Annotated in this window: 16 protein-coding genes and 1 pseudogene; 9 read left to right on the forward strand and 8 right to left on the reverse strand. The window is 72.1% G+C overall.

The annotated features are described in order from the left end of the window. Positions 1 to 392: 392 nt before the first annotated feature. Entirely contained in the window at positions 393 to 1,094 is a 702-nt protein-coding gene (locus tag KUM40_RS37395; RefSeq protein ID WP_217170770.1) for an HAD family phosphatase, read from the reverse strand. A gap of 125 nt (positions 1,095 to 1,219) precedes the next feature. After that, entirely contained in the window at positions 1,220 to 4,732 is a 3,513-nt protein-coding gene (gene metH, locus KUM40_RS37400; protein WP_217170771.1) for a methionine synthase, read from the reverse strand. A 409-nt stretch (positions 4,733 to 5,141) separates the two neighbouring features. On the opposite strand from metH, the gene KUM40_RS37405 reads away from it, so the two are divergent. The 6 genes from KUM40_RS37405 (at position 5,142) to parJ (ending at position 12,305) form a co-directional block, all read left to right on the forward strand. Continuing rightward, a complete protein-coding gene (locus KUM40_RS37405) occupies positions 5,142 to 5,906 on the forward strand; it encodes an IclR family transcriptional regulator (RefSeq protein WP_217170772.1) in 765 nt (254 codons plus the stop codon). Between the two features lie 347 nt (positions 5,907 to 6,253). Beyond that, on the forward strand, positions 6,254 to 7,048 hold the full coding sequence (locus tag KUM40_RS37410; RefSeq protein WP_217170773.1) for an MIP/aquaporin family protein: 795 nt from the start codon (positions 6,254 to 6,256) through the stop codon (positions 7,046 to 7,048). Positions 7,049 to 7,134: 86 nt separating this feature from the next. Next, a complete protein-coding gene (gene glpK / locus KUM40_RS37415; RefSeq protein WP_374227462.1) occupies positions 7,135 to 8,694 on the forward strand; it encodes a glycerol kinase GlpK in 1,560 nt (519 codons plus the stop codon). Between the two features lie 8 nt (positions 8,695 to 8,702). Beyond that, positions 8,703 to 10,319: a glycerol-3-phosphate dehydrogenase/oxidase gene (locus KUM40_RS37420; protein ID WP_217170774.1), complete on the forward strand. Its 1,617-nt coding sequence runs from the start codon at positions 8,703 to 8,705 to the stop codon at positions 10,317 to 10,319. Positions 10,320 to 10,508: 189 nt separating this feature from the next. Next, complete coding sequence (locus KUM40_RS37425; protein WP_217170775.1) at positions 10,509 to 11,180, forward strand: FadR/GntR family transcriptional regulator; 672 nt, start codon at positions 10,509 to 10,511, stop codon at positions 11,178 to 11,180. A gap of 141 nt (positions 11,181 to 11,321) precedes the next feature. Next, entirely contained in the window at positions 11,322 to 12,305 is a 984-nt protein-coding gene (parJ, locus tag KUM40_RS37430) for a filament polymerization regulator ParJ (protein ID WP_217170776.1), read from the forward strand. A gap of 117 nt (positions 12,306 to 12,422) precedes the next feature. On the opposite strand, the gene mshC is transcribed toward parJ, so the two are convergent. The 4 genes from mshC to KUM40_RS37450 all read right to left on the reverse strand — a co-directional run bounded on the left by mshC (position 12,423) and on the right by KUM40_RS37450 (position 15,952). Next, the gene (gene mshC, locus KUM40_RS37435) at positions 12,423 to 13,652 is read right to left on the reverse strand and encodes a cysteine--1-D-myo-inosityl 2-amino-2-deoxy-alpha-D-glucopyranoside ligase (RefSeq protein ID WP_217170777.1); all 1,230 of its coding nucleotides are present in this window, start codon (positions 13,650 to 13,652) and stop codon (positions 12,423 to 12,425) included. A 143-nt stretch (positions 13,653 to 13,795) separates the two neighbouring features. Continuing rightward, positions 13,796 to 14,626: an SCO1664 family protein gene (locus tag KUM40_RS37440; protein ID WP_217170778.1), complete on the reverse strand. Its 831-nt coding sequence runs from the start codon at positions 14,624 to 14,626 to the stop codon at positions 13,796 to 13,798. After that, positions 14,590 to 15,180: a DUF3090 domain-containing protein gene (locus KUM40_RS37445; RefSeq protein ID WP_217170779.1), complete on the reverse strand. Its 591-nt coding sequence runs from the start codon at positions 15,178 to 15,180 to the stop codon at positions 14,590 to 14,592. Before KUM40_RS37445 ends, KUM40_RS37440 begins: the two co-directional genes overlap by 37 nt. A gap of 85 nt (positions 15,181 to 15,265) precedes the next feature. Continuing rightward, positions 15,266 to 15,952 (reverse strand): histidine phosphatase family protein, encoded by a 687-nt coding sequence (locus tag KUM40_RS37450; RefSeq protein ID WP_217170780.1) that lies wholly within the window; start codon positions 15,950 to 15,952, stop codon positions 15,266 to 15,268. Positions 15,953 to 16,013: 61 nt separating this feature from the next. Here KUM40_RS37450 and corA point away from each other — a divergent pair, with 61 nt between their 5' ends. After that, positions 16,014 to 17,009, forward strand: coding sequence for a magnesium/cobalt transporter CorA (gene corA, locus KUM40_RS37455; protein WP_217170781.1), 996 nt, complete (start codon positions 16,014 to 16,016; stop codon positions 17,007 to 17,009). 133 nt (positions 17,010 to 17,142) lie between these two features. Here corA and KUM40_RS37460 read toward each other — a convergent pair. Continuing rightward, positions 17,143 to 17,916, reverse strand: a pseudogene (locus KUM40_RS37460) (ferritin-like domain-containing protein); the annotation flags it as partial. A 272-nt stretch (positions 17,917 to 18,188) separates the two neighbouring features. Further along, complete coding sequence (locus KUM40_RS37465; RefSeq protein ID WP_217170782.1) at positions 18,189 to 19,244, reverse strand: LLM class F420-dependent oxidoreductase; 1,056 nt, start codon at positions 19,242 to 19,244, stop codon at positions 18,189 to 18,191. Positions 19,245 to 19,357: 113 nt separating this feature from the next. On the opposite strand from KUM40_RS37465, the gene KUM40_RS37470 reads away from it, so the two are divergent. Both KUM40_RS37470 and KUM40_RS37475 read left to right on the forward strand, forming a co-directional pair. After that, a complete protein-coding gene (locus tag KUM40_RS37470) occupies positions 19,358 to 20,344 on the forward strand; it encodes an aldo/keto reductase (RefSeq protein WP_217170783.1) in 987 nt (328 codons plus the stop codon). Then, the gene (locus KUM40_RS37475) at positions 20,341 to 22,722 is read left to right on the forward strand and encodes a helix-hairpin-helix domain-containing protein (protein ID WP_217170784.1); all 2,382 of its coding nucleotides are present in this window, start codon (positions 20,341 to 20,343) and stop codon (positions 22,720 to 22,722) included. Before KUM40_RS37470 ends, KUM40_RS37475 begins: the two co-directional genes overlap by 4 nt. The last annotated feature ends 208 nt before the right edge of the window (positions 22,723 to 22,930 follow it).

Raw genomic sequence — 22,930 nt, forward strand, 5'->3', positions numbered from 1 at the left:
CGCGGCGGATCACGGGGGTAGTGGCCGATGTTCTTGCGACGAGGTTAGTCCGCGCCCGCACGGGCGCTCGCAGCCACCGGAGTTGAGCACTCATCACGGAGCGAAACCGGGTGTGGACGCACCGAAAACCCGACAGTGGAAGGATTAGTGCAGGGTCTCTCCAATCAGGACACAAGGACTCCTCGACAACGTTCGCCAAGCGGCAGGCAGCACACCCGTCCACCACTGTCGACCCCTGGAAACGTGGGGAACATCACAGTTGGAATTGGGGTGCCCGTACCGGAATTCAGCCACTCGAGGCGTCGGAAATACCCGGTGGACACCCGTCGTGATGCCTCGGGCGGCCCTTGTCGCAATTGCCGTCCCAACGCCGCCGCACGCTCGGTGAACGCCTAGCGCATTTGTGTCATCAGACCGCGCAGAAATGTCAGGTCGACCTCTTCCAGAGAGGCGACGACCGTGCGCCGCGCGGCCGCGGTGATGGGGGCGACCGAGGGCACCGCCACGACGTGGCAGCCGGCGGACTCCGCGGCGGCGACCCCCGTCGCGGTGTCCTCGACGACGGCGCACCGGACCGGGTCCACGCCGAGTCCGGCCGCGGCGGCCAGGTACGGGTCGGGGTGGGGCTTGGTGCGCGGTACCTCGTCGCCTGCGACGGTGAGGGCGAAGTGCCGGGGGCCGAGCGTGGTGATCACACGGTCGATGATGCGCCGGTGCGAGGCGGAGACCAGGGCCGTGGGGATCTCGTGGGCGGACAGCTCCGCGAGCAGCCGGGCGGCTCCCGGCATGAGCGGCAGGTCACGGCCGATGCGCTGCTCGAAGCCGTCGTTGAGCAGCACGCTGAGTTCGGCGAGTGTGATGTCGGCGCCGGTGGCCTCGATGAGGAAGCCCGCGCTGCGGGTCATGGGGCCGCCGACCACCACGTGGCGCCAGGAGTCGTCGAGGGTGTGGCCGAGGGAGGCGAAGACCCCCGTCTCGACGTCCCACCAGAAGCCCTCGGTGTCCACCAGGGTGCCGTCCATGTCGAGGAGCACGGCCTGGAGGGCGGAGCCTTCGGCCGTACGGGTTCCGAGCGCGGGGACCGTGCTGGTCATCCACGTACCTCCTTGAGGGACGATCAGGCCGGTTCCCACGAAGGGAACCGGCCTGCAGTGGACCGACCAGTGTACGTCGTGCGGGGCGCGAACGCCTGGTGTGGCCCGGGAGGCGGTACGTGGCCTCAGCGGGCGTTGAAGTACTTCGCCTCCGGGTGGTGGATGACGATGGCGTCGGTGGACTGCTCGGGGTGGAGCTGGAACTCCTCGGAGAGCTGGACGCCGATGCGCTCCGGCTCGAGGAGCGCGGCGATCTTCGCGCGGTCCTCCAGGTCGGGGCAGGCGCCGTAGCCGAGGGAGAAGCGGGCGCCCCGGTACTTCAGGGCGAACATGTCCTCCATCACGGCGGGGTCCTCCCCCGCGAAGCCGAGTTCGGAGCGCACGCGCGCGTGCCAGTACTCGGCGAGGGCCTCGGCGAGCTGGACGGACAGGCCGTGGAGTTCGAGGTAGTCGCGGTAGGCGTTGGCCTCGAACATGCGGGCCGTCTCCTCGCCGATCCGGGAGCCGACGGTGACGACCTGGAAGCCGACGACGTCCCTCTCGCCGGACTCCTCCGGGCGGAAGAAGTCGGCCAGGCACAGCCGGCGGCCGCGCCGCTGGCGGGGGAAGGTGAACCGGGTGCGCTCGTTGCCGTCGTCGTCGAGGACAATGAGGTCGTCGTCCTTGGAGACGCACGGGAAGTAGCCGTAGACCACGGCCGCCTCCAGCAGGTTGTCCGTCTGGAGCCGGTCGAGCAGGCCGCGCAGCCGAGGCCGGCCCTCGGACTCGACCAGTTCCTCGTAGGACGGTCCGTCGCCGGTGCGGGCCTGCTTGAGGCCCCACTGGCCCTTGAAGAGGGCGCCCTCGTCGAGCCAGGAGGCGTACTCCTTGAGCTGGATGCCCTTGACGACGCGGGTGCCCCTGAAGGGCGGCTCGGGGACGGGGTTGTCGACGGCTACGTCGGAGCGGACGTGTCCCTCCTCGGGCCGCTCGTCGATCTCCACGGTGGCGGCCCGCACCCGGCGCTGCTTCAGCTCGGGCAGCTTCACGCCGGGCACGCCCCGCTTGATGCCGATCAGGGCGTCCATGAGCCTGAGGCCCTCGAAGGCGTCGCGGGCGTAGCGGACCTCGCCGTCGTAGACCTCGTGCAGGTCCTGCTCGACGTAGGCCCTGGTGAGGGCCGCGCCGCCGAGGATGACGGGGTAGTCGGCGGCCAGCCCCCGCTGGTTGAGCTCCTCCAGGTTCTCCTTCATGATCACCGTGGACTTGACCAGGAGCCCGGACATGCCGATGACGTCGGCGCGGTGCTCGTCGGCCGCCTCCAGGATCGCGGAGACCGGCTGCTTGATGCCGAGGTTGACGACGGTGTAGCCGTTGTTGGACAGGATGATGTCGACGAGGTTCTTGCCGATGTCGTGGACGTCGCCGCGGACGGTGGCGAGCACGATGGTGCCCTTGCCGTCGTCGTCGGTCTTCTCCATGTGCGGTTCCAGGTGGGCCACCGCGGTCTTCATGACCTCGGCGGACTGGAGCACGAACGGCAACTGCATCTGGCCGGAGCCGAACAGTTCACCGACGACCTTCATGCCGTCGAGCAGGGTCTCGTTGACGATCTCGAGGGCCGGACGTTCCCGGAGTGCCTCGTCCAGGTCGGGTTCGAGGCCGTTCTTCTCGCCGTCGATGATGCGGCGCTTGAGGCGTTCGTCCAGCGGCAGCGCGGCCAGTTCCTCGGCCTTGGACGCGCGCAGCGACTTGGCCGTGGCGCCCTCGAAGAGCGCCATCAGCTTCTGCAGCGGGTCGTAGCCCTCGCGGCGGCGGTCGTAGATGAGGTCGAGGGCGGTGGTGACCTGCTCCTCGTCGAAGCGGGCGATCGGCAGGATCTTGCTCGCGTGCACGATCGCGGAGTCCAGGCCGGCCTTGACGCACTCGTCCAGGAAGACGGAGTTCAGCAGGATGCGGGCGGCCGGGTTGAGGCCGAAGGAGATGTTCGACAGGCCGAGGGTGGTCTGCACGTCCGGGTGCCGCTTCTTCAGCTCGCGGATGCCCTCGATGGTGGCCACGCCGTCCCCGCGGGACTCCTCCTGGCCGGTGCAGATGGTGAAGGTCAGGCAGTCGACGAGGATGTCCGACTCGTGGATGCCCCAGTTGCCGGTGAGGTCCTCGATGAGCCGTTCGGCGATCTCGACCTTCTTCTCGGCGGTGCGGGCCTGGCCCACCTCGTCGATGGTCAGCGCGATCAGCGCGGCGCCGTGCTCCCGCGCCAGCTTCGTGACGCGCGCGAACCGGGACTCGGGGCCGGCGCCGTCCTCGTAGTTCACCGAGTTGATCACGGCGCGGCCGCCGAGCTTCTCCAGGCCGGCGCGGACGACGTCGACCTCGGTGGAGTCCAGGACGATCGGCAGCGTCGAGGCGGTGGCGAAGCGTCCGGCCAGCTCCTGCATGTCGGCGACGCCGTCCCGGCCGACGTAGTCCACGCACAGGTCGAGCATGTGCGCGCCCTCGCGGATCTGGTCGCGGGCGATTTCCACGCAGTCGTCCCAGCGGCCGTCCAGCATGGCCTCGCGGAACTTCTTCGAGCCGTTGGCGTTGGTCCGCTCGCCGATGGCCAGGTAGGAGGTGTCCTGCCGGAAGGGCACGGTCTGGTAGAGCGAGGCGGCGCCGGGCTCGGGCCGCGGCTGCCGCTCGGTGGGGGCGGTGTCCCGGACCCGCTCGACGACCTGGCGCAGGTGCTCGGGGGTGGTGCCGCAGCAGCCGCCCACCAGGGACAGGCCGTACTCGCGGACGAAGGTCTCCTGCGCGTCGGCCAGCTCGGGCGCGGTCAGCGGGTAGTGGGCGCCGTCCTTGCCGAGGACGGGCAGACCGGCGTTGGGCATGCAGGACAGCGGGACGCGGGAGTGGCGGGCGAGGTAGCGCAGGTGCTCGCTCATCTCGGCCGGGCCGGTGGCGCAGTTCAGGCCGATCATGTCGATGCCGAGCGGCTCCAGCGCGGTGAGCGCGGCGCCGATCTCCGAGCCGAGCAGCATGGTGCCGGTGGTCTCTACCGTCACGGAGACGATGACCGGCAGATCCAGGCCCAGGGCGTCCAGGGCGCGCCGGGCGCCGAGCACGGAGGCCTTGGTCTGGAGCAGGTCCTGCGTGGTCTCCACCAGCAGCGCGTCGGCGCCGCCTGCGACCAGGCCCTCGGCGTTGCGCTGGTAGGCGTCGCGGAGGACGGGGTACGGGGCGTGGCCGAGCGTGGGGAGCTTGGTGCCGGGGCCCATGGAGCCCAGGACCCAGCGCTGCCGGCCGTCCCGGGCGGCGAACTCGTCGGCGGTCTCGCGGGCGACGCGCGCGCCGGCCTCGGACAGCTCGTGGACGCGCTCGGGGATGTCGTACTCGCCGAGGGCGGAGTGGTTGGCGCCGAAGGTGTTGGTCTCGACGCAGTCGACGCCGGCCGCGAAGTACTCCTCGTGCACCGAGCGGACGATGTCGGGGCGGGTCAGGTTCAGGACCTCGTTGCACCCCTCGAGCTGCTGGAAGTCGTCCATCGTGGGGTTCTGCGCCTGGAGCATGGTGCCCATCGCGCCGTCGGCGACCACCACACGGGTGGCGAGGGCCTCTCGGAGGGCGGACACACGGGTCCGGGTGTCGGCGGGCGGGGTGGATGGCGACGAGGCCATGAAAGGGCTCCCTATGATGCGACGGCTGTCGGCTTTGCGTCTGCCCGGCACCGTCCGCTGTGGACGCCCCGGGGGAGAACGCACGCCGCCAGGGTAGCCGGGACCGGGGGCCGATGGTCGGGGCGTCCACGAGACGGACGAGTATGGCGGGGCGGATACCCGCCGAACGGAGGAGTCCGCCCTCCGCCCGGGAGCGTGCCGCGCCCTGTTCCCGGGGCGCCGGCGCAGGACAGCGGACGACCGCGGAGGACCGCGGAGGCAGGCCACGGTCACGGGGACGTGGCCGAAGTGCAACAGTTGCCCGCCGACCATTGGCGAGAGGTCGGCATGGACCGGTAGTGTTCGGCATTGCCGAACAACGTCAGCGACGCCGAGGTCGGCACTCGAAGGGGACGGAGGCAGTACGCCGATGGCACGGAACATCCAGTCGCTCGAGCGGGCGGCAGCGATGCTGCGCCTGCTGGCGGGCGGCGAGCGGCGGCTCGGCCTGTCGGACATCGCCTCGTCGCTGGGTCTGGCCAAAGGCACCGCGCACGGCATCCTGCGCACCCTCCAGCACGAGGGCTTCGTCGAGCAGGACGACGCCTCCGGGCGCTACCAACTGGGCGCGGAGCTGCTGCGCCTGGGTACGACCTACCTCGACGTCCACGAGCTGCGGGCCCGCGCCCTGGTGTGGACGGACGACCTGGCCCGCTCCAGCGGCGAGAGCGTCCACCTCGGCGTCCTGCACCAGCAGGGCGTCCTGATCGTGCACCACGTCTTCCGGCCCGACGACAGCCGGCAGGTCCTGGAGATCGGGGCCATGCAGCCGCTGCACTCCACGGCGCTGGGCAAGGTGCTGTCGGCGTACGACCCGGTCGCGCACAGCGAGGCGCTGGAGGCCGACCGCAAGGCGTACACGGACCGGACCGTCTGCGAGCCGGACCGGTTCGAACACATCCTGGACATCACACGCGCGCGTGGGTACGCCGCCGACGTCGAGGAGACCTGGGAGGGCATCGCCTCCGTCGCCGCCCCCATCCACGACCGCAGACGCATGCCGGTCGGCGCGGTCGGCATCACCGGGGCCGTGGAGCGGCTGTGCCGGGAGGGTGAGCTGCGGCCCGAGCTGGTCGCGGCGGTACGGGACTGCGCCCGCGCGGTGTCGCGGGACCTGGGCGCCGGGCGGTTCTAGACATCCAGGCAGGGCACGCGGGCACGCGGGTGCGAGGTACGAGCCGAGGGCCGGGACGCCGAGCGCGTTCCGGCCCTCGGCGTCTTCCCGGCGGGGCGACCGCACCCGAAGATCGATAGCCCACGACGATCAATAACGATCGTGCTTTCGATAACACAGCTCTTGACGCACGCGTGACGTCGAACGAGACTCGCGTCCATCGGTCGGCATTGTCGAACACCTACCGGCAATACGCGTTAGAGTGTGACAGTGCCAAGGGCCGCCATCGCTCTCATACCGAGGGCGCCGGAACACCCGGAGGGACCCGGGGTTCGGCTTTCCCTGGACGAAGGACAAAGGAGTCGCGGGTGTCCAGCTCCGACATCTTCATCGGCGAGACCATCGGTACCGCCCTACTCGTACTGCTCGGCGGCGGCGTGTGCGCCGCCGTCACACTCAAGGCCTCCAAGGCACGCAACGCCGGCTGGGTCGCCATCGCCTTCGGGTGGGGCTTCGCCGTCATGACGGCCGCGTACATATCGGGCCCGCTCTCCGGGGCCCACCTCAACCCGGCCGTGACGGTCGGCATCGCGATCAAGGACGGCGACTGGAACAACGTCCCGACCTATTTCGCGGGCCAGATCCTCGGCGCCATGATCGGCGCGGTCCTGGTCTGGGTCGCCTACTACGGCCAGTTCCAGGCGCACCTCACCGACCGGGAGATCGTCGGCGGTCCGGGCGCACAGGACACGACGGCCAAGTCCGTAGAGGCGCAGGAGAAGGGCGCGGGACCCGTCCTGGGCGTCTTCTCCACCGGTCCCGAGATCCGGCACACGGTCCAGAACCTCGCCACCGAGATCATCGGCACCTTCGTCCTGCTGCTCGCGATCCTCACCCAGGGGCTCAACGACGAGGGCAACGGCCTCGGCGTGCTGGGCGCCCTGATCACCGGGTTCGTGGTGGTCTCCATCGGCCTGTCGCTCGGCGGTCCGACGGGCTACGCGATCAACCCGGTCCGCGACCTCGGCCCGCGCATCGTGCACGCCCTGCTGCCCCTGCCCAACAAGGGCGGTTCCGACTGGTCCTACGCGTGGATCCCGGTCGTCGGTCCGCTGATCGGCGGCGCGATCGCCGGAGGTGTCTACAACCTCGCGTTCGCCTGACCTGGCTCGCGCCCGGTCATGATCGAGCCGCAGAACACGAGCCGTACGCACCGGCCCACCACCCCAAGGAATCCCAGGAGCACACAGTGACCGACGCCCACACCACAGGCATCGCCTCCCACGGCCACGGGCCGTTCATCGCCGCGATCGACCAGGGCACGACCTCCTCGCGCTGCATCGTCTTCGACCGCGACGGACGCATCGTCTCCGTCGACCAGAAGGAGCACGAGCAGATCCTCCCCAAGCCGGGCTGGGTCGAGCACAACGCCACCGAGATCTGGACCAACGTCCAGGAGGTCGTCGCCGGGGCGGTCGCGAAGGCCGGCATCACCCGCGACGACATCAAGGCGATCGGCATCACCAACCAGCGCGAGACCACGCTGGTCTGGGACAAGAACACCGGTGAGCCCGTCCACAACGCCATCGTCTGGCAGGACACGCGCACCGACGCCCTGTGCAAGGACCTCGGCCGCAACGTCGGCCAGGACCGCTTCCGCCGCGAGACCGGCCTTCCCCTCGCCTCCTACTTCGCCGGTCCCAAGGCCCGCTGGCTGCTCGACAACGTCGAGGGGGTGCGCGAGCGCGCCGAGGCGGGCGACCTGCTCTTCGGCACCATGGACACCTGGGTCGTCTGGAACCTGACGGGCGGGGTGAATGGCGGCAAGCACATCACCGACGTCACCAACGCCTCGCGCACCATGCTGATGAACCTGCACACCATGGCGTGGGACGAGAAGATCGCCGAGTCCATCGGCGTGCCGATGCAGATGCTGCCGGAGATCCGCTCCTCCGCCGAGGTGTACGGCGAGATCACGGGCGGCCGGCTGGGCGAGCTGCTCGGCGGCATCCCGGTCGCCTCCGCGCTCGGCGACCAGCAGGCGGCCCTGTTCGGCCAGACCTGCTTCTCCGAGGGCGAGACCAAGTCGACCTACGGCACCGGCACCTTCATGGTGATGAACACCGGTGACAAGCTGATCAACTCCTACTCGGGCCTGCTGACCACGGTCGGCTACAAGATCGGCGACCAGGACACGGTCTACGCCCTGGAGGGCTCGATCGCCGTCACGGGCTCGCTGGTGCAGTGGATGCGGGACCAGATGGGCCTGATCTCCACCGCCGCCGAGATCGAGACCCTCGCCCTCACGGTCGAGGACAACGGCGGCGCCTACTTCGTGCCGGCCTTCTCCGGCCTGTTCGCCCCGTACTGGCGCGCCGACGCCCGCGGTGTGATCGCCGGCCTCACCCGGTACGTCACCAAGGCGCACCTCGCGCGCGCCGTGCTGGAGGCCACCGCCTGGCAGACGCGGGAGATCGCGGACGCCATGACGAAGGACTCCGGTGTGGAGCTGACCGCCCTCAAGGTCGACGGCGGCATGACCTCCAACAACCTGCTGATGCAGACCCTCGCCGACTTCGTGGACGCCCCCGTGGTGCGCCCGATGGTCGCCGAGACCACCTGCCTCGGCGCCGCCTACGCCGCCGGTCTGGCCGTCGGCTTCTGGAACAGCACCGACGACCTGCGCGCCAACTGGCGGCGGGCCGCCGAGTGGACCCCCCGCATGGACGCGGAGACCCGCGACCGTGAGTACAAGAGCTGGCTCAAGGCCGTCGAGCGGACCATGGGCTGGCTCGAGGACGAGGAGTAAGAACCACCATGACCACTCAGTCCACCCTGCAGTCCGTGCCTGCCCTGGGTACGCACCCGGCCTCCGGCTCCAACCCGAGCCGGGCCGAGACCCGGGAGCAGCTCTCCAAGGCGTCGTACGACCTTCTCGTGATCGGCGGCGGCATCCTGGGCATCTCCACCGCCTGGCACGCCGCGCAGTCCGGCCTCAGGGTGGCCGTGGTCGATGCCGGCGACTTCGCCGGCGCCACCTCCTCCGCCTCCTCCAAGCTGCTCCACGGCGGACTGCGCTACCTGCAGACCGGCGCGGTGAAGCTGGTGGCGGAGAACCACTTCGAGCGCCGTGCGGTCTCCCGCCAGGTGGCCCCCCACCTGGCGAACCCGCTCACCTTCTACCTCCCCGTGTACAAGGGCGGGCCGCACGGCGCGGCGAAGCTGGGTGCCGGTGTCTTCGCGTACTCGGCGCTGTCCGCCTTCGGGGACGGCGTCGGCCACCTGCTCTCCCCGGCCAAGGCCGCGCAGGACGTGCCGGAGCTGCGCACCGACAACCTCAAGGCCGTGGCCGTGTACGGCGACGACCAGATGAACGACGCCCGCATGGCGCTGATGACGGTGCGCGCGGCGGTCGACTCCGGCGCGGTCGTCCTCAACCACGCCGAGGTCACCGGTCTGCGCTTCACCAAGGGCCGGGTGACAGGCGCCGAGCTGAAGGACCGGCTGAGCGGTGACGAGTTCGGCGTGGACGCCCGCCTGGTGCTCAACGCGACCGGCCCCTGGGTCGACCACCTGCGCCGCATGGAGAACCCGGACGCCGCCCCGTCCATCCGCCTCTCCAAGGGCGCGCACCTGGTGCTCAAGCGCACCGCGCCGTGGAAGGCCGCGCTGGCCACCCCGATCGACAAGTACCGGATCACCTTCGCCCTCCCCTGGGAGGACATGCTGCTGCTCGGCACGACCGACGAGGAGTTCGAGGGCGACCCGGCGGACGTCGCGGTCAACGACAAGGACATAGCCCAGATCCTCGACGAGGCCGCGTTCTCCATCCGCGACCAGCAGCTCGACCGGGACCTGATCACGTACTCGTTCGCGGGGCTGCGCGTGCTGCCGGGCGGTCCCGGTGACACCTCGAAGGCCAAGCGCGAGACGGTCGTCACCGAGGGCCGGGGCGGCATGCTCTCCGTCGCGGGCGGCAAGTGGACGACGTTCCGCCACATCGGCCGCACCGTCATGAAGAAGCTGGAGGCGCTGCCGGGCCACCCGCTGGGCGACGACTTCGAGCCGATCGCGTCGCTGCCGAAGAAGCTGCCGCTGCCCGGCGTCGCCAACCCGCGCGCGGTGGCCCACCGGCTGCTGGTGGACGGCCCGGCGCCCGGCCCGCGCATGGCGGCGGACACCGCCAAGCATCTGGCCACGCACTACGGCTCGCTGGCCTTCGACATCGCCCGGCTCGCGAACGAGAGCCCGGCGCTGGCCCAGCGCGTCCACCCGGACGCCCCGGAGATCTGGGCGCAGGTCGTGTGGGCCCGGGACAACGAGTGGGCCGAGACGGCCGACGACGTGCTGCGCCGGCGTACGACGCTGACGATCCGCGGTCTGGCCACGGACGACGTCCGCGCGCAGGTCCAGGACGTGCTGGACAAGAAGTAGGACCGGCAAGACGTAGGACCGGCCCGCTCGGAGCAGGGCGGGGCGGCGGCTCCACGCCGATGGGGTCGCCGCCCGCCGCCCGCCGCGTGTGTGTTCCGTGTGGCGCGAGCCCGCATAATGGCGTGAGACATCGGATGTCTCGGCGCGTTGTGAGGTGCAGGGGCGTTGTGAAGCACAGGGAGGTCGGCCGTGGCGGTCACCGACGAGGCGATCGAGAAGATCAAGGGCATGATCGTCTCCGGCGCGCTGCGGCCCGGCGACCGGCTGCCCAAGGAGAGCGAGCTCGCCGCCGGGCTCGGACTCTCCCGCAACTCCCTGCGCGAGGCCGTGCGGGCCCTGTCGCTGATCCGGATCCTGGACGTGCGGCAGGGCGACGGCACGTACGTCACCAGCCTGGATCCGCAACTGCTCCTCGAGGCCATCGGCTTCGTCGTCGACTTCCACCGCGACGACACGGTGCTGGAGTTCCTGGCCGTGCGCCGCATCCTGGAGCCGGCGGCGACCGCGATGGCGGCCTCCCGGATCACCGACGCGGAACTGGACGCGCTGGAGGCCCGGTTGACGGCGCTCGGTGCCGAACCGTCGGTGGAGGAGCTGGTCGCGGGCGATCTGGAGTTCCACCGGGGCATCGTGGGGGCCGCGGGCAATTCGGTGCTCTGCTCCCTGCTCGACGGTCTGTCGGGACCGACCACGCGGGCCCGGGTCTGGCGCGGGCTGACCCAGGAGGACGCGGTCGGCCGCACCCTGCGCGAGCACCGGGCGATCCTCGGCGCGCTGCGCGACCGGGACGCGGAGGCGGCGCGTTCCTGGGCGACGGTGCACATCGCGTCCGTGGAGCAGTGGCTGCGTTCCACCCTGTGATCCGGCAGCGGCGGCGGGTGTCCGGACGCCGGGGACGGGGCAGTGATCCGTTCACTCCCCCGTGCAAGGGGGCTGCGGGCGGCCCCTCGGCACGCCGTAAGGTTGGGGGGTACGCGAGGGCACGTCGGAAGGAGGCGCTGGGTGATCGAGCTCGAGGGGGTTCCCGAGCTGGTCGACCCGGTCATGGTGGCCGCGTTCGAGGGCTGGAACGATGCCGGTGACGCCGCCTCCACCGCGGTCGCGCATCTCGACAAGGAGTGGAAGGGCGAGGTGTTCGCGGCGCTGGACGCCGAGGACTACTACGACTTCCAGGTCAACCGTCCCACGGTGTTCATCGAGGACGGCGTCCGCAAGATCACCTGGCCGACGACGAGGCTGTCGGTGGTCCGGGTCGGCGGCGACAAACCGCGCGACCTCGTCCTCGTCCGTGGCATCGAACCGTCCATGCGCTGGCGCTCGTTCTGCAACGAGCTGCTCGGCTTCGCCCACGAGCTGGGCGTCGAGCTGGTGGTCGTCCTGGGCGCCCTGCTGGGCGACACCCCGCACACCCGTCCGGTCCCGGTCAGCGGGACCACGTCGGACGCCGACCTGGCCAGGCGCATGGACCTGGAGGAGACCAAGTACGAGGGGCCCACGGGCATCGTCGGCATCCTCCAGGAAGCGTGCACGCACGCGGGCGTACCGGCCGTGTCACTGTGGGCCGCGGTGCCGCACTACGTGTCGCAGCCGCCGAACCCGAAGGCCACGCTGGCCCTGCTGAACCGGCTGGAGGACCTGATCGGGGTGCGTCTCCCGCTGGGTGAGCTGCCCGAGGACGCGCGTGCCTGGCAGGTGGGGGTGGACCAGCTCGCCGCCGAGGACACCGAGGTCGCCGAGTACGTCCAGTCGCTGGAGGAGGCCCGGGACACCGCGGAGCTGCCGGAGGCCTCGGGAGAGGCGATCGCCCGGGAGTTCGAGCGGTATCTGCGGCGCCGGGACGGCTCCGGGCCTGGCGGGCACGCCACGGCGGACGGCGGCGACGGGCCGTCCGGCACGCCGTTCCTGCGGGACAACCCGAGTGGCCGGACCCGCCCGCCGAGGCCGCCGAAGCCCAGCGGGGACGACGAGGAGTCGTCGGAGGACTGAGCGAACGGGACAGAACGAGAACAGGTGGCGCTTCCCGCCGGGAAGCGCCACCTGCCTTCGTCTGCGTCTACGTCTACGTCTACGTCTGCCTGTACGACTGTGCGACTGTGCGCTCGGTTACAGCGCCACGCCCAGCAGCGCGTCCACCGTGCGGGAGACGACGCCCGGCGCCCCGATGTCCGTGCCGCCGCCGGCCTGCTGGCGTGCGGCCCAGCGGTCGACCGCCTCGAGTGCGGCCGGGGAGTCCAGGTCGTCCGCGAGGGCCTCGCGGATCTCCTCGACGAGTGCCTCGGCGGACGGGCCGTCGGGTCGGGATACGGCGGCCCGCCAGCGCTCCAGCCGGGCGAGGGCGTCCTGAAGCACCTGGTCGGTCCACTCCCAGTCGGAGCGGTAGTGGTGGGCGAGCAGCGTGAGCCGGATGGCGGCCGGGTCGACACCCTCGCGGCGCAGCCGCGACACGAAGACCAGGTTGCCCTTGGACTTGGACATCTTCTCGCCGTCGAGACCGACCATGCCGGCGTGGACGTACGCCTTGGCCATGGGGAACTCGCCGGTGAGCGCCTGAGCGTGCGAGGCGCCCATCTCGTGGTGCGGGAAGGCGAGGTCGGAGCCGCCGCCCTGAACGTCGAAGCCCATGCCGAGGTGGTCGAGGGCGATGGCCACGCACTCGATGTGCCAGCCGGGGCGCCCGCGGCCGAGCGAGCCGCCGTCCCAGCTCGGCTCGCCCTCCCGGGCGGCCATCCACAGCATCGGGTCGAGCGGGTTCTTCTTGCCCGGCCGGTCCGGGTCACCGCCCCGTTCTGCGGAGAGCAGCCGCATGGTGGCAGCGTCGAGGTGCGAGACGCCGCCGAAGTGGGGGTCCGCCTCGACGGAGAAGTAGGTGTCGCCCTCGAGTTCGTAGGCCGCGCCCGCGTCGCGCAGCCGCTCGACGAGCGGGACGATGCCGGGTATGGCCTCGACGGCGCCTATGTAGTGCCGCGGCGGCAGCATCCGCAGCGCCGTCATGTCCTCGCGGAAGAGGGCGGTCTCCTGCTCGGCCAGGGAGGTCCAGTCGACGCCGTCGCGCACGGCCCGTTCCAGGAGCGGGTCGTCGACGTCGGTGACGTTCTGGACGTAGTGAACCTGCCGCTTGTTGTCGAGCCACACGCGCTGCACGAGGTCGAACGCGTTGTAGGTGGCCGCGTGCCCCATGTGGGTGGCGTCGTACGGCGTGATGCCGCAGACGTAGATGCGGGCGACGGGACCGGGGTCAAGGGTGACCGGGCCGCCGGTCGCGGTGTCGTGGATCCTCAGGTCGCGACCCTGACCAGGCAGGGCGGGGACCTCGGAAGCGGGCCAGGCATGCATGTCATGAGCCTAACCGGACGGATGTTCCGTACACGAACCGGACCGGGCAGGATGGCCGGTCCGGCGCTCTTGCGCGGAACCCGCCGCCGTGCTGATCGGAGGCGGGACTGCGGCGGGGCTGCGGCAGGACGGCGGTGGGACGGCTAGACGGGCGGCCAGGGGATGGCCGGCCACTCGCCGTTCGGTTCGGGGTGCTTCCCCGAGGTCAGCAGGGCGTCGACCCGCGCGCGTGTGGCGTCGAGTTCGGCGGGCGTGATGAGCGTGCCGAGCCGGACCGCAAGGGGCCCGCCGTCCTTCAGTGCCTCCCTGAGGGCGTCGAGGACCGCCAGGGCCTCCCCGGTGAGCGGGTCGCCCGCCCAGCCCCACAGGAGGGTGCGCAGCTTGTTCTCGGCGTTGAAGGCGACCCCGTGGTCGATGCCGTACAGCCGCTCCCCGTCCGCGGGCAGCAGGTGGCCGCCCTTGCGGTCGGCGTTGTTGATCACGGCGTCGAGGACGGCGAGCCGGCGCAGCCTCTCGTCGTCGGCGTGCACGAGCAGTGCGGTGCGGCCCTCGCCCACCTCGGCGAGGGCGATCGCCTTCCAGCCGGCGCCGGGTTCCTCCTCGTCGACCAGGGCGAGCAGTTCCGTCTCCCCCGCCGCCTCGATCCAGAGCTGGACCATGCCCTCGCCGTACGGCCCGTCGCGCAGCACGGTGGGCGGGACCAGGCCCCAGCCGGTGGCCTCGGAGACCTCGTAGGCGGCGACCTCGCGCTGGGCGAGGGTGCCGTCGGGGAAGTCCCACAGGGGCCGCTCCCCGGCGACCGGTTTGTACACGCAGGCCGCCTCGCGCCCCTCGTGGGTCACCGTGCAGTACAGCGCCGCGTTGGACGCGTCACGGATGCGTCCGCGCACGGTCAGCTCGCCCCGTGCGAGCAACTCGGCCGCCGCCGCGTCGGTGGTCACGCCCCGCGGCGGTATCCGTTCTGGCGCGGACATACGTGTCCTTCCGGGTCGAGCGGGAGGCTGCACAGCGGACACGGCGGCCGCCCGGCGTTGACGACGTCGAGGGCACGCTTGGCGAAGGCCCTGGCCTGCGCGCCGGTCAGGCGGACCCGCAGCATCGGGGGGCCGTTCTCCTCGTCCTGGAGGAGCCGCTCCTCGGCCTCCGCCAGGTCCTCCTCGGACTCGGCGTCCAGCTCCACGAGGGCCTGCGCCTCGACGATCATGAGCTGGTCCTCGCCGTCCCAGGCCAGCGCCATGGTGCCGACCCGGAACTCCTCCTCCACGGGGGTGTCCAGCGGCGCCGTGTCGGCGGGCCCGGTGGGCGCCGTGGCGGGGACGACGGTGCTGCCGCCGCTGCGCCGTACGACTTCGTCCAGAAGCTCGTCCATGCGCTCGGCGAGAGCGGCGACCTGGGTCTTCTCCAGGGCCACGCTGGTCACCCGGGAGCCGGCGATGGCCTGGAGGAAGAACGTACGGCGCCCGGGCAGCCCGACCGTACCGGCCACAAAACGTTCCGGTTGGTCGTAGAGGTACACCTGACGGGACACGTCCTGTCTCCATGGAAGTCGGGAATCGGGGAAGCGGAAGATCGGGGGCACTGCCGCGACCGGTTCACCCTACTGCGGCGGACGATCACGGTGCGCCCGCACCGCCCCCGACCGGGGCCTCGTCGCCGGGTGGCTCCTCGTGCGGTGCCAGGGAGGCGAAGTCACCGGTGTCGCCGAGGCGGACGAGGAACGGGCGCAGCCGGGTGTAACGGATCGCGGTGACGGAACAGGGCTCGACGGAGATCCGCTGGAAGAGGTCGAGATGAAGGCCCAGTGCCTCCGCGACGAGGGACTTGATGATGTCGCCGTGGGAGCACATGAGGTAGACGGCGTCGGCCCCGTGGTCGCGCTCCACGCGCGCGTTCCACTCGCGTACCGCCTCGGCGGCGCGGGTCTGCATCGCGCGCATCGACTCGCCGCCCGGGAAGGCCGCGGCGGAGGGGTGTGCCTGCACCACCTCCATCAGGGGCTCGTCCTTGAGTTCGGCGAGCTTGCGGCCGGACCAGTCGCCGTAGTGGCACTCACCGATCCGTTCGTCGGTGTGTGCCCGCAGCTCGGGCCGGGCGTCGAGCAGCGGCCGGAGGGTCTCCTGGCAGCGCTGCAGCGGGCTGGTGACGATCTCGGAGAGGGGCAGGCCGGCGATCCGCCCGGGCAGCGCGGCGGCCTGTGCGGCCCCGCGTTCGTCGAGGGCGACGCCGGGCGTCCAGCCGGCGAGCAGCCCCTCGGTGTTGGCGGTGGAACGTCCGTGCCTGACCAGGATCAGCGTGGGCATGCGGCCAGGGTAGGCGTACGGCGCGGTGCGGTAGCACCGGGGCGAGGGGAGAATGCGTTCGGTGATCGTCGACTGTGCCATCTACCGCGACGGGCGCCGCACGGACGGGCCCGAGGACTTCTCGGACGCGCTCGGCGAGGCGCGGAGGGCGGGCGGTTTCGTGTGGATCGGGCTGCACGAGCCGACGGAGGAGGAATTCGAGCTGGTCAGCCAGGAGTTCGGGCTGCATCCGCTGGCCGTGGAGGACGCCCTCAAGGCGCACCAGCGGCCCAAGCTGGAGGTGTACGACGACTCGATCTTCGCCGTCCTCAAGCCGGTGGTGTACGAGCCGGACAGCGACGCCGTCTCCACCGGCGAGCTCATGATCTTCCTCGGTGACGCGTTCGTGGTCGTGGTCCGGCACGGCGAGGGCTCCCCGCTGAAGGCCGTACGACGGCGTCTGGAGCACGAGCCCGCACTGCTCGGCAAGGGTCCCACCGCCGTGCTGTACGCGATCGCGGACGCCACGGTCGACCACTACCTGGAGGTGGCGGTCGAGCTCCAGACCGACCTGGAGGAGCTGGAGGCCGAGGTCTTCTCGCCGGGTGGCGGCGGCTCCCGGCACACCGCGTCGCGGATCTACACCTTCAAGCGGCAGGTCCTGGAGTTCCGCCGGGCGACCGGCCCGCTCGCGCCCCCGCTGGCGAGGCTGGCCGGGACCGGGGCGTACGGCGGTCGGGTGCCGTTCGTGAACGACAGGGCTCGGCCGTTCTTCCGCGACGTGAACGACCATCTCACGCGCGTGAACGAGTCGGTGGAGGGCCTGGACCGGCTGGTCTCGGACATCCTGTCGGCTCATCTGGCGCAGACGAGTGTCCGGCAGAACGACGACATGCGGAAGATCTCCGCGTGGGCGGCCATGGCGGCGGTCCCCACGATGCTCGCGGGGATCTACGGCATGAACTTCGACCACATGCCGGAGCTGCACTGGCTGTGGGGCTACCCGGCGGTGATCGCGCTGATGGCCCTGCTGGAGGTGCTGCTGTTCCGGCAGTTCAAGCGCCGGGGCTGGCTGTAGGGGCCGGTGCCGGGAGGCCGGGCGCATCGGCCCCGGCCGCGGGAACCGGTGCCGGACCGCCCAGTGCGTCGGCCCCGGCCGCGGAAGCCGGTGCCGGACGGCCCGATGCGTCGGCCCCGGACTCGGGGGCCGCGGCGGCGGGGGCGGGGGCGCCGAGCGGGTTGCGCCGTTCGGGGGTCCGCAGCGTCACCATGCGGCGCCAGCCGGCCAGCCGTTCCCCGGCGTACGTCGCGTGGATGCCCGCCGCGAGCAGCGCCGACCTGGCGCGCGACCAGCCGAGGAGGCGCCCCATGCGGGCCATCACGGCGAGGCTGACGTCCCGGTGGACGCGGATCTCGGCGAGCGCGCACTCGCGCAGCGTCGCCCGGATGTACGGGCCGTGTCCGGCGTCGGCGTAGCGCAGCAGTTCCTCGTGGGAGTAGGCGAGGTGGTTGTCCTCGTCGGCGGAGATCATCCGGACCGCCCGGCCCAGGTCCGGATGGTCCGCGAAGTGCTTGAGGAGCAGCGCCATCTGCTCGGCCGCGCGCTGCTCGGTGACCCTGCTGTGCGCGAGGTAGGTGATGACGTCCCGCACGGTGAGGGGCTGGTCGGCCCTGAGCTTCTCGTGGGCGAGGCCGATGCCGTGCCGCTCCAGGAGCATCGTGTAGTCGGTCTCGGCCGGTACCCCGACGGGTTCGAGGCCGCGCTTCCTGAGCAGGGCGTGGAAGATCCGGCCGTGCTTGTCCTCGTCCGCGCCGTGCCGGGTGATCTTGGGGGCGAGGGCGCGCTCGCTCTGCGGCACCAGCGCGGCGATGCGGGCGTTCTCCCAGCCGCCCTGGGACTCTCCGCTGGCGGCGATGGAGCAGAAGAGACGGAAGGACTCGTCGTCGTCGAGGATCTCCTGGAAAAGGCTCCTGGCCGAAAGCATCGGTGGCACCTTTCTGCCTCTGCTCTGCCTCTGTGTGGTTCCGCAGGTTCCACACACTCCGCGAAGCACGAGTCAAGTGCGGGAGAGGGGGCACGGCAACAGGTGCGGCGGACAACTCCGCCAGAAGAAGGACGGCCGGGAGCACCAGGAGGCGTAACCCCGCGCGGGTGGGCGCGTTGTTCCTCGTGACGGCCGTGGCGGGGAAGACCCCCGAGCCCCCACCACGGCCGCAGAAACGTCCCGCAGAAACCTCCCTGTGCCGCCGGACGGCCCTAGGCCAGTCCGGCGCGCTCCAGGGCCTCGGTGCCGGCGCGGAGCGCGGCGAGTCGCTCGTCCAGGGTGAAGCCCGCGGGGGCGAGGGTCAGGGTGGTGACACCGGCCGCGGCGTAGGCCTTCATCCGGTCCGCGATGCGGTCGACGGAGCCGAGCAGCGTCGTCTGGTCGATCAGCTCGTGCGGTACGGCCTCGGCGGCGCCCTGCTTGTCGCCGGACAGGTACGCGTCCTGGATCTCGGCGGCCTCGCGCTCGTAACCCATGCGCTGGGCGAGCTGGTTGTAGAAGTTCTGCTTGCGGCTGCCCATGCCGCCGACGTAGAGCGCGGTGTAGGGGCGGAAGGTGTCGGCGAGCGTGGTGACGTCCTTGTCGTCGCCGAGGGCCAGCGGCACGGTCGGGCAGATGTCGAACCCGTCAAGGCTCTTGCCGGCCTTCTCGCGCCCGGCGCGCAGGTGCTTGACGGCGGTCTCCTCCAGGTGGTCGGCGGAGGGGAAGATGAGCAGGGCGCCGTCGGCGATCTCGCCGGTCTGCTCCAGGTTCTTCGGGCCGATCGCCGCGATGTACAGCGGGATGTGCTCGCGCTGCGGGTGCACGGTCAGTTTGATCGGCTTGCCGGGGCCGCCCGGCAGCGGCAGCGTCCAGTGCTGTCCCTCGTAGGACAGCCGCTCGCGGGTCATCGCCTTGCGTACGATCTCGACGTACTCGCGGGTGCGGGCGAGCGGCTTGTCGAACTTGACGCCGTACCAGCCCTCGGAGACCTGGGGTCCCGACACGCCGAGGCCGAGGCGGAAGCGGCCCTGGGAGAGGGAGTCCAGGGTGGCGGCCGTCATCGCGGTCATCGCGGGCTGCCGGGCCGGGATCTGGAAGATGGCCGAGCCGACGTCGATGCGTTCGGTCTGGGCGGCGACCCAGGTCAGCACGGTGGCCGCGTCGGAGCCGTAGGCCTCGGCGGCCCAGCACACGGCGTATCCGAGCCGGTCGGCCTCCTGGGCGACCGCCAGATTGTCCGCGTCCATTCCGGCACCCCAGTAGCCGAGGTTGATACCGAGCTGCATGGCCGATTCCCCTTACCGATCAGTAACGTGGCTGGTGCCCCGACCTTAGCGCGCGGAAATCGGTTGTCCACAGGCCCCCACAGCGCAAGCCGTGGCCAGTAATGTCGGCGTTCATGGAGCAGAGGCATCTCGGCCGCACGGGCCTGCGCGTGTCCCGCATCGGTCTCGGCACCCTGACCTGGGGCCGGGACACCGACGATCATGACGCCGCGGACCTCTTGAAGACCTTCTGGGAAGCGGGCGGGACCCTCGTCGACACCGCGGACGTGTACGGCGACGGGGAGTCCGAGTATCTGCTCGGGCGGCTCATGGAGGGCCTGGTGCCGCGCCGGGACCTGGTGATCTCGACCAAGGCCGGCAGCGTGCCGGACCCCGACCGCCGCTTCGACGGGTCGCGCGCCCATCTGCTGTCCGCGCTGGACGCCTCGCTCGCCCGTCTGGGCACCGACCACGTCGACGTGTGGCACCTGCACGCCTTCGACCCCCACACGCCGCTGGAGGAGACGCTGCACGCCCTCGACGTGGCGGTGAGCAGCGGCCGTGCGCGCTACGCGGGGGTCTCCAACTTCTGCGGCTGGCAGCTTGCCAAGGCGGCGACCTGGCAACTGGCGGCGCCGGGCGCCCGGAACCGGGTGGCGAGCACCCAGATGGAGTACTCGCTGCTCCAGCGGGGTGTCGAGCGGGAGGTCCTGCCGGCCGCCCTGGACCTGGGTGTCGGTCTGCTGCCGTCCTCGCCGCTGGGCCGCGGCGTGCTCACGGGCAAGTACCGCAAGGACGCGACGCCGCCGGACTCGAGGGGCGCCTCGGACCATCTGGCGCCGTTCGTCGAGCCCTACCTCGACGAGACGGCCGGGCACGTCGTGGACGCGGTCGCGACGGCGGCGGACGGGCTCGCGGTGACCCCGCTCCAGGTGGCCCTGGCCTGGGTCCGCGACCGGCCCGGGGTGGTCGCCCCGATCATCGGCCCGCGCAACGCGCGGCAGCTCACGGCGGCGTTGTCAGTGGAGACCCTTAGTCTTCCTGACGAGATCTGCCGGGCGCTCGACGACGTGTCGGCGCCCGTGCACCGCTACCCCGATCACGACTGGAGCACGCTGTGAGCACGGAGCCCGAGCCCGCCGCCGAGGACACCACGGACGCCGTGGACACCGGGCCGGAGCGCCCGGGCACGGCGGACGCGTCCACGCCGGACGTCGCTGTTCACCCGAACGAGTCCGACGGAGCCGAGGAGACCGGCCGGGCGGACGGCGAGGAGCGGGACGCGGCCGTCTCGTCCCCGGCCGGGGAGCCGGCTGGGGAACCCGCCGGGGACGAGACGGCCGCCGGGGAGCCGAGCGGGGCAGCCGGGGAGCGGAGCGGTGAGGCCGGGGACGGGGCGGCCGCGCAGGTGTCCGAGGTCGAGGCCGAGCTCGCTGCTCAGCGGCTCGAGCGGGAGCGGATCGAGCGGCGCAAGGCCGAGCGGCAGGGGCCGATCGAGGCCGGGGGCGGGCTCAGCGGCACGGCGGCCGATCTGCTCGCCGCGGTACGGGCCGTGGAGAGCGGCGAGAAGCCGGCGGCCGCGGTCTTCGGCGCCCCCGAGCCCGCGCGCCGCCCCGCCCCGGAGCCGGTACGACAGCCCCGGCCGGTGCCCGTCGAGCCGGCCGCCATGCCTTCGGGCCCGGCGCCGGAGGCCGTGCAGACGGTGCGGCGCGTGCTGGCCGAGGGCGGCGCGCCCGAGACGCTCGCGCCGCAGACCGCCGCGCTCCTCGGCGAGGGCGCCGAGGACGCGCTGCGCGCGGACCCCTGGCAACTGCTCCGGGTGGGCGGAGTGCGGCCGGAGCAGGCGGACGGGTTCGCCCGTGCGCTGCTGGGCGCGGAGTGCGGCCCGGACGACGAGCGTCGCGGCCGCGCCGTCACCGTATGGCTTCTGGAGCAGGCGGCCCTGGCCGGGCACACCGCGCTGGAGCTGCCGCGGCTCACCGCCACGCTGGCGCAGCGGGGCGTACCGGATCCCGAGGCCGCTGTGCAGAGCACGCTCGCCGAGGGCGAGGCGCTGGCCTTCCAGGACGCCCTGGAGGAGACCGGCGCCTGCCCGGAGAAGACGGCGGGCGGTGCCGAGGGCACGGACGAGGAGAGCGAGGAGCGCGAGGAGCGCCCGGTCCGGGTGCTGATCGGTCTGGAGCGGTACGCGCTCGCCGAGGAGAGCCTCGCCGACGGTCTGGCGCGGCTGGTCAACTCGGCGCCGAAGCAGGACGGTTCCGCCGCGGACTGGGAGCGGGCCGCCGCCTCCGCCCCGGGTGCCGCCGCCGACCTGATCCGTGCCGTCGCGGCCCACGGACTGGTCCTGCACACCGGCGGCGAGGCGTCCCTGGCCGAGCCGGCCGCCCTGCTGCACGCCGCGCACGCCCTGGGGCTGCGCGCCTGGGCCGCCGCGCCAGGCCCGCTCGGCCGCGACCGCTTCGCCGCCCTGCTGGGCGATCCGTCGTCCGTGCCGTCCTCCCCTTCGGGAACGGCCGCTTCCGAGGGCTCCGTCCCGGCCCCACCCGCCGCCGTCACCCTGGCCGGGCTGCTGACCGGGGCCGAGGGGCCCGGGCGGGATGCCGACGGTGCGCTGGACCTCGATCTGCTCGTCGTGCTCGACGCGCCGCAGCTCGACGTCGAAGCGGGCGCCCTGCTGGCGGAGTCGCTGCCGGACGGGGCCCGGCTGGTGCTGGCCGGGGACCCGGCGGTGCTCTGGTCCGTGGGTCCCGGCCGGGTCTTCGCGGACCTGCTGGCGGCGCGTGCCTGCCCCCAGATCGCCTCGCGGCGTCCGGACCCGGGCCCGCTCGGCGAACTGGTCTCCGGCGTCGGCATCGGCGAGCTGGGGCAGGTGGAGGCGCCCGGCAAGGAGGTCGTGATCGTGCCGGTGCGGGACGCGGGCGAGGCCGTGCACCGCACCGTCCAGCTCGTCGCGGACTCGGTGCCGCGCGCGATCGGCGTCCCCGCCGAGGAGACCCAGGTGATCACGCCGGGGCACGGCGGCGCCGCGGGCACACGGGCGCTCAACGCGGCACTGAAGGAACGGCTGAACCCCGGCCCCGGCCGCTTCGGCGGCTTCGACCCCGGCGACCGGGTCGTCCACTCCCCCGCGCCGGGCCGTACGCTGCCGGGCCGGGTGGTGAGCGCCGACGCCGAGGGCCTGCACCTGTCGTGCGCCGGCGGGGCCGTGGTCGTTCCCAGGGACCAGGTGGAGCGGACCGTACGGCACGGATGGGCGCTGACCGCCCACCAGGCGCTGGGCGGCCGGTGGCCCGCGGCGGTCGTGGTGCTGCCCGGCGATGCCGCGCAGGCCCTCAGCCGCCCCTGGGTCTACACGGCCTTCGGCCGGGCCGCCCAGCATCTGTCCGTCGTCCACGGCGTCGAGCAGGCGCTGCCCCACGCCGTGGCCGAGGTCCCGGCCAAGCCCCGGACGACCCGCCTACCGGTGCTGCTCACACCCCAGATCCCGCCGGCGGACTGACCCCGCCCGGTCGTCCACGGCGGGGATCCGGCGGGCCCGGGGCTGTTGGTGACTCCCGTAGCGGTCGGTGTTTGGACAGTCCCTCCCGGCAGAAGCGCCACTTCGGCGGCGTGTCGCCGGGGCAGACTGTCCAATCATGAGCCCGGGCCACGGGGCCGACGGTTGCCCGGCCGATTCGCCGCTGTCATGTGTGCCGACCGTCCTGCCG

Origin of the sequence: Streptomyces sp. AC512_CC834, from assembly GCF_019049325.1 — a bacterium.
Taxonomy (GTDB): Bacteria; Actinomycetota; Actinomycetes; order Streptomycetales; family Streptomycetaceae; genus Streptomyces.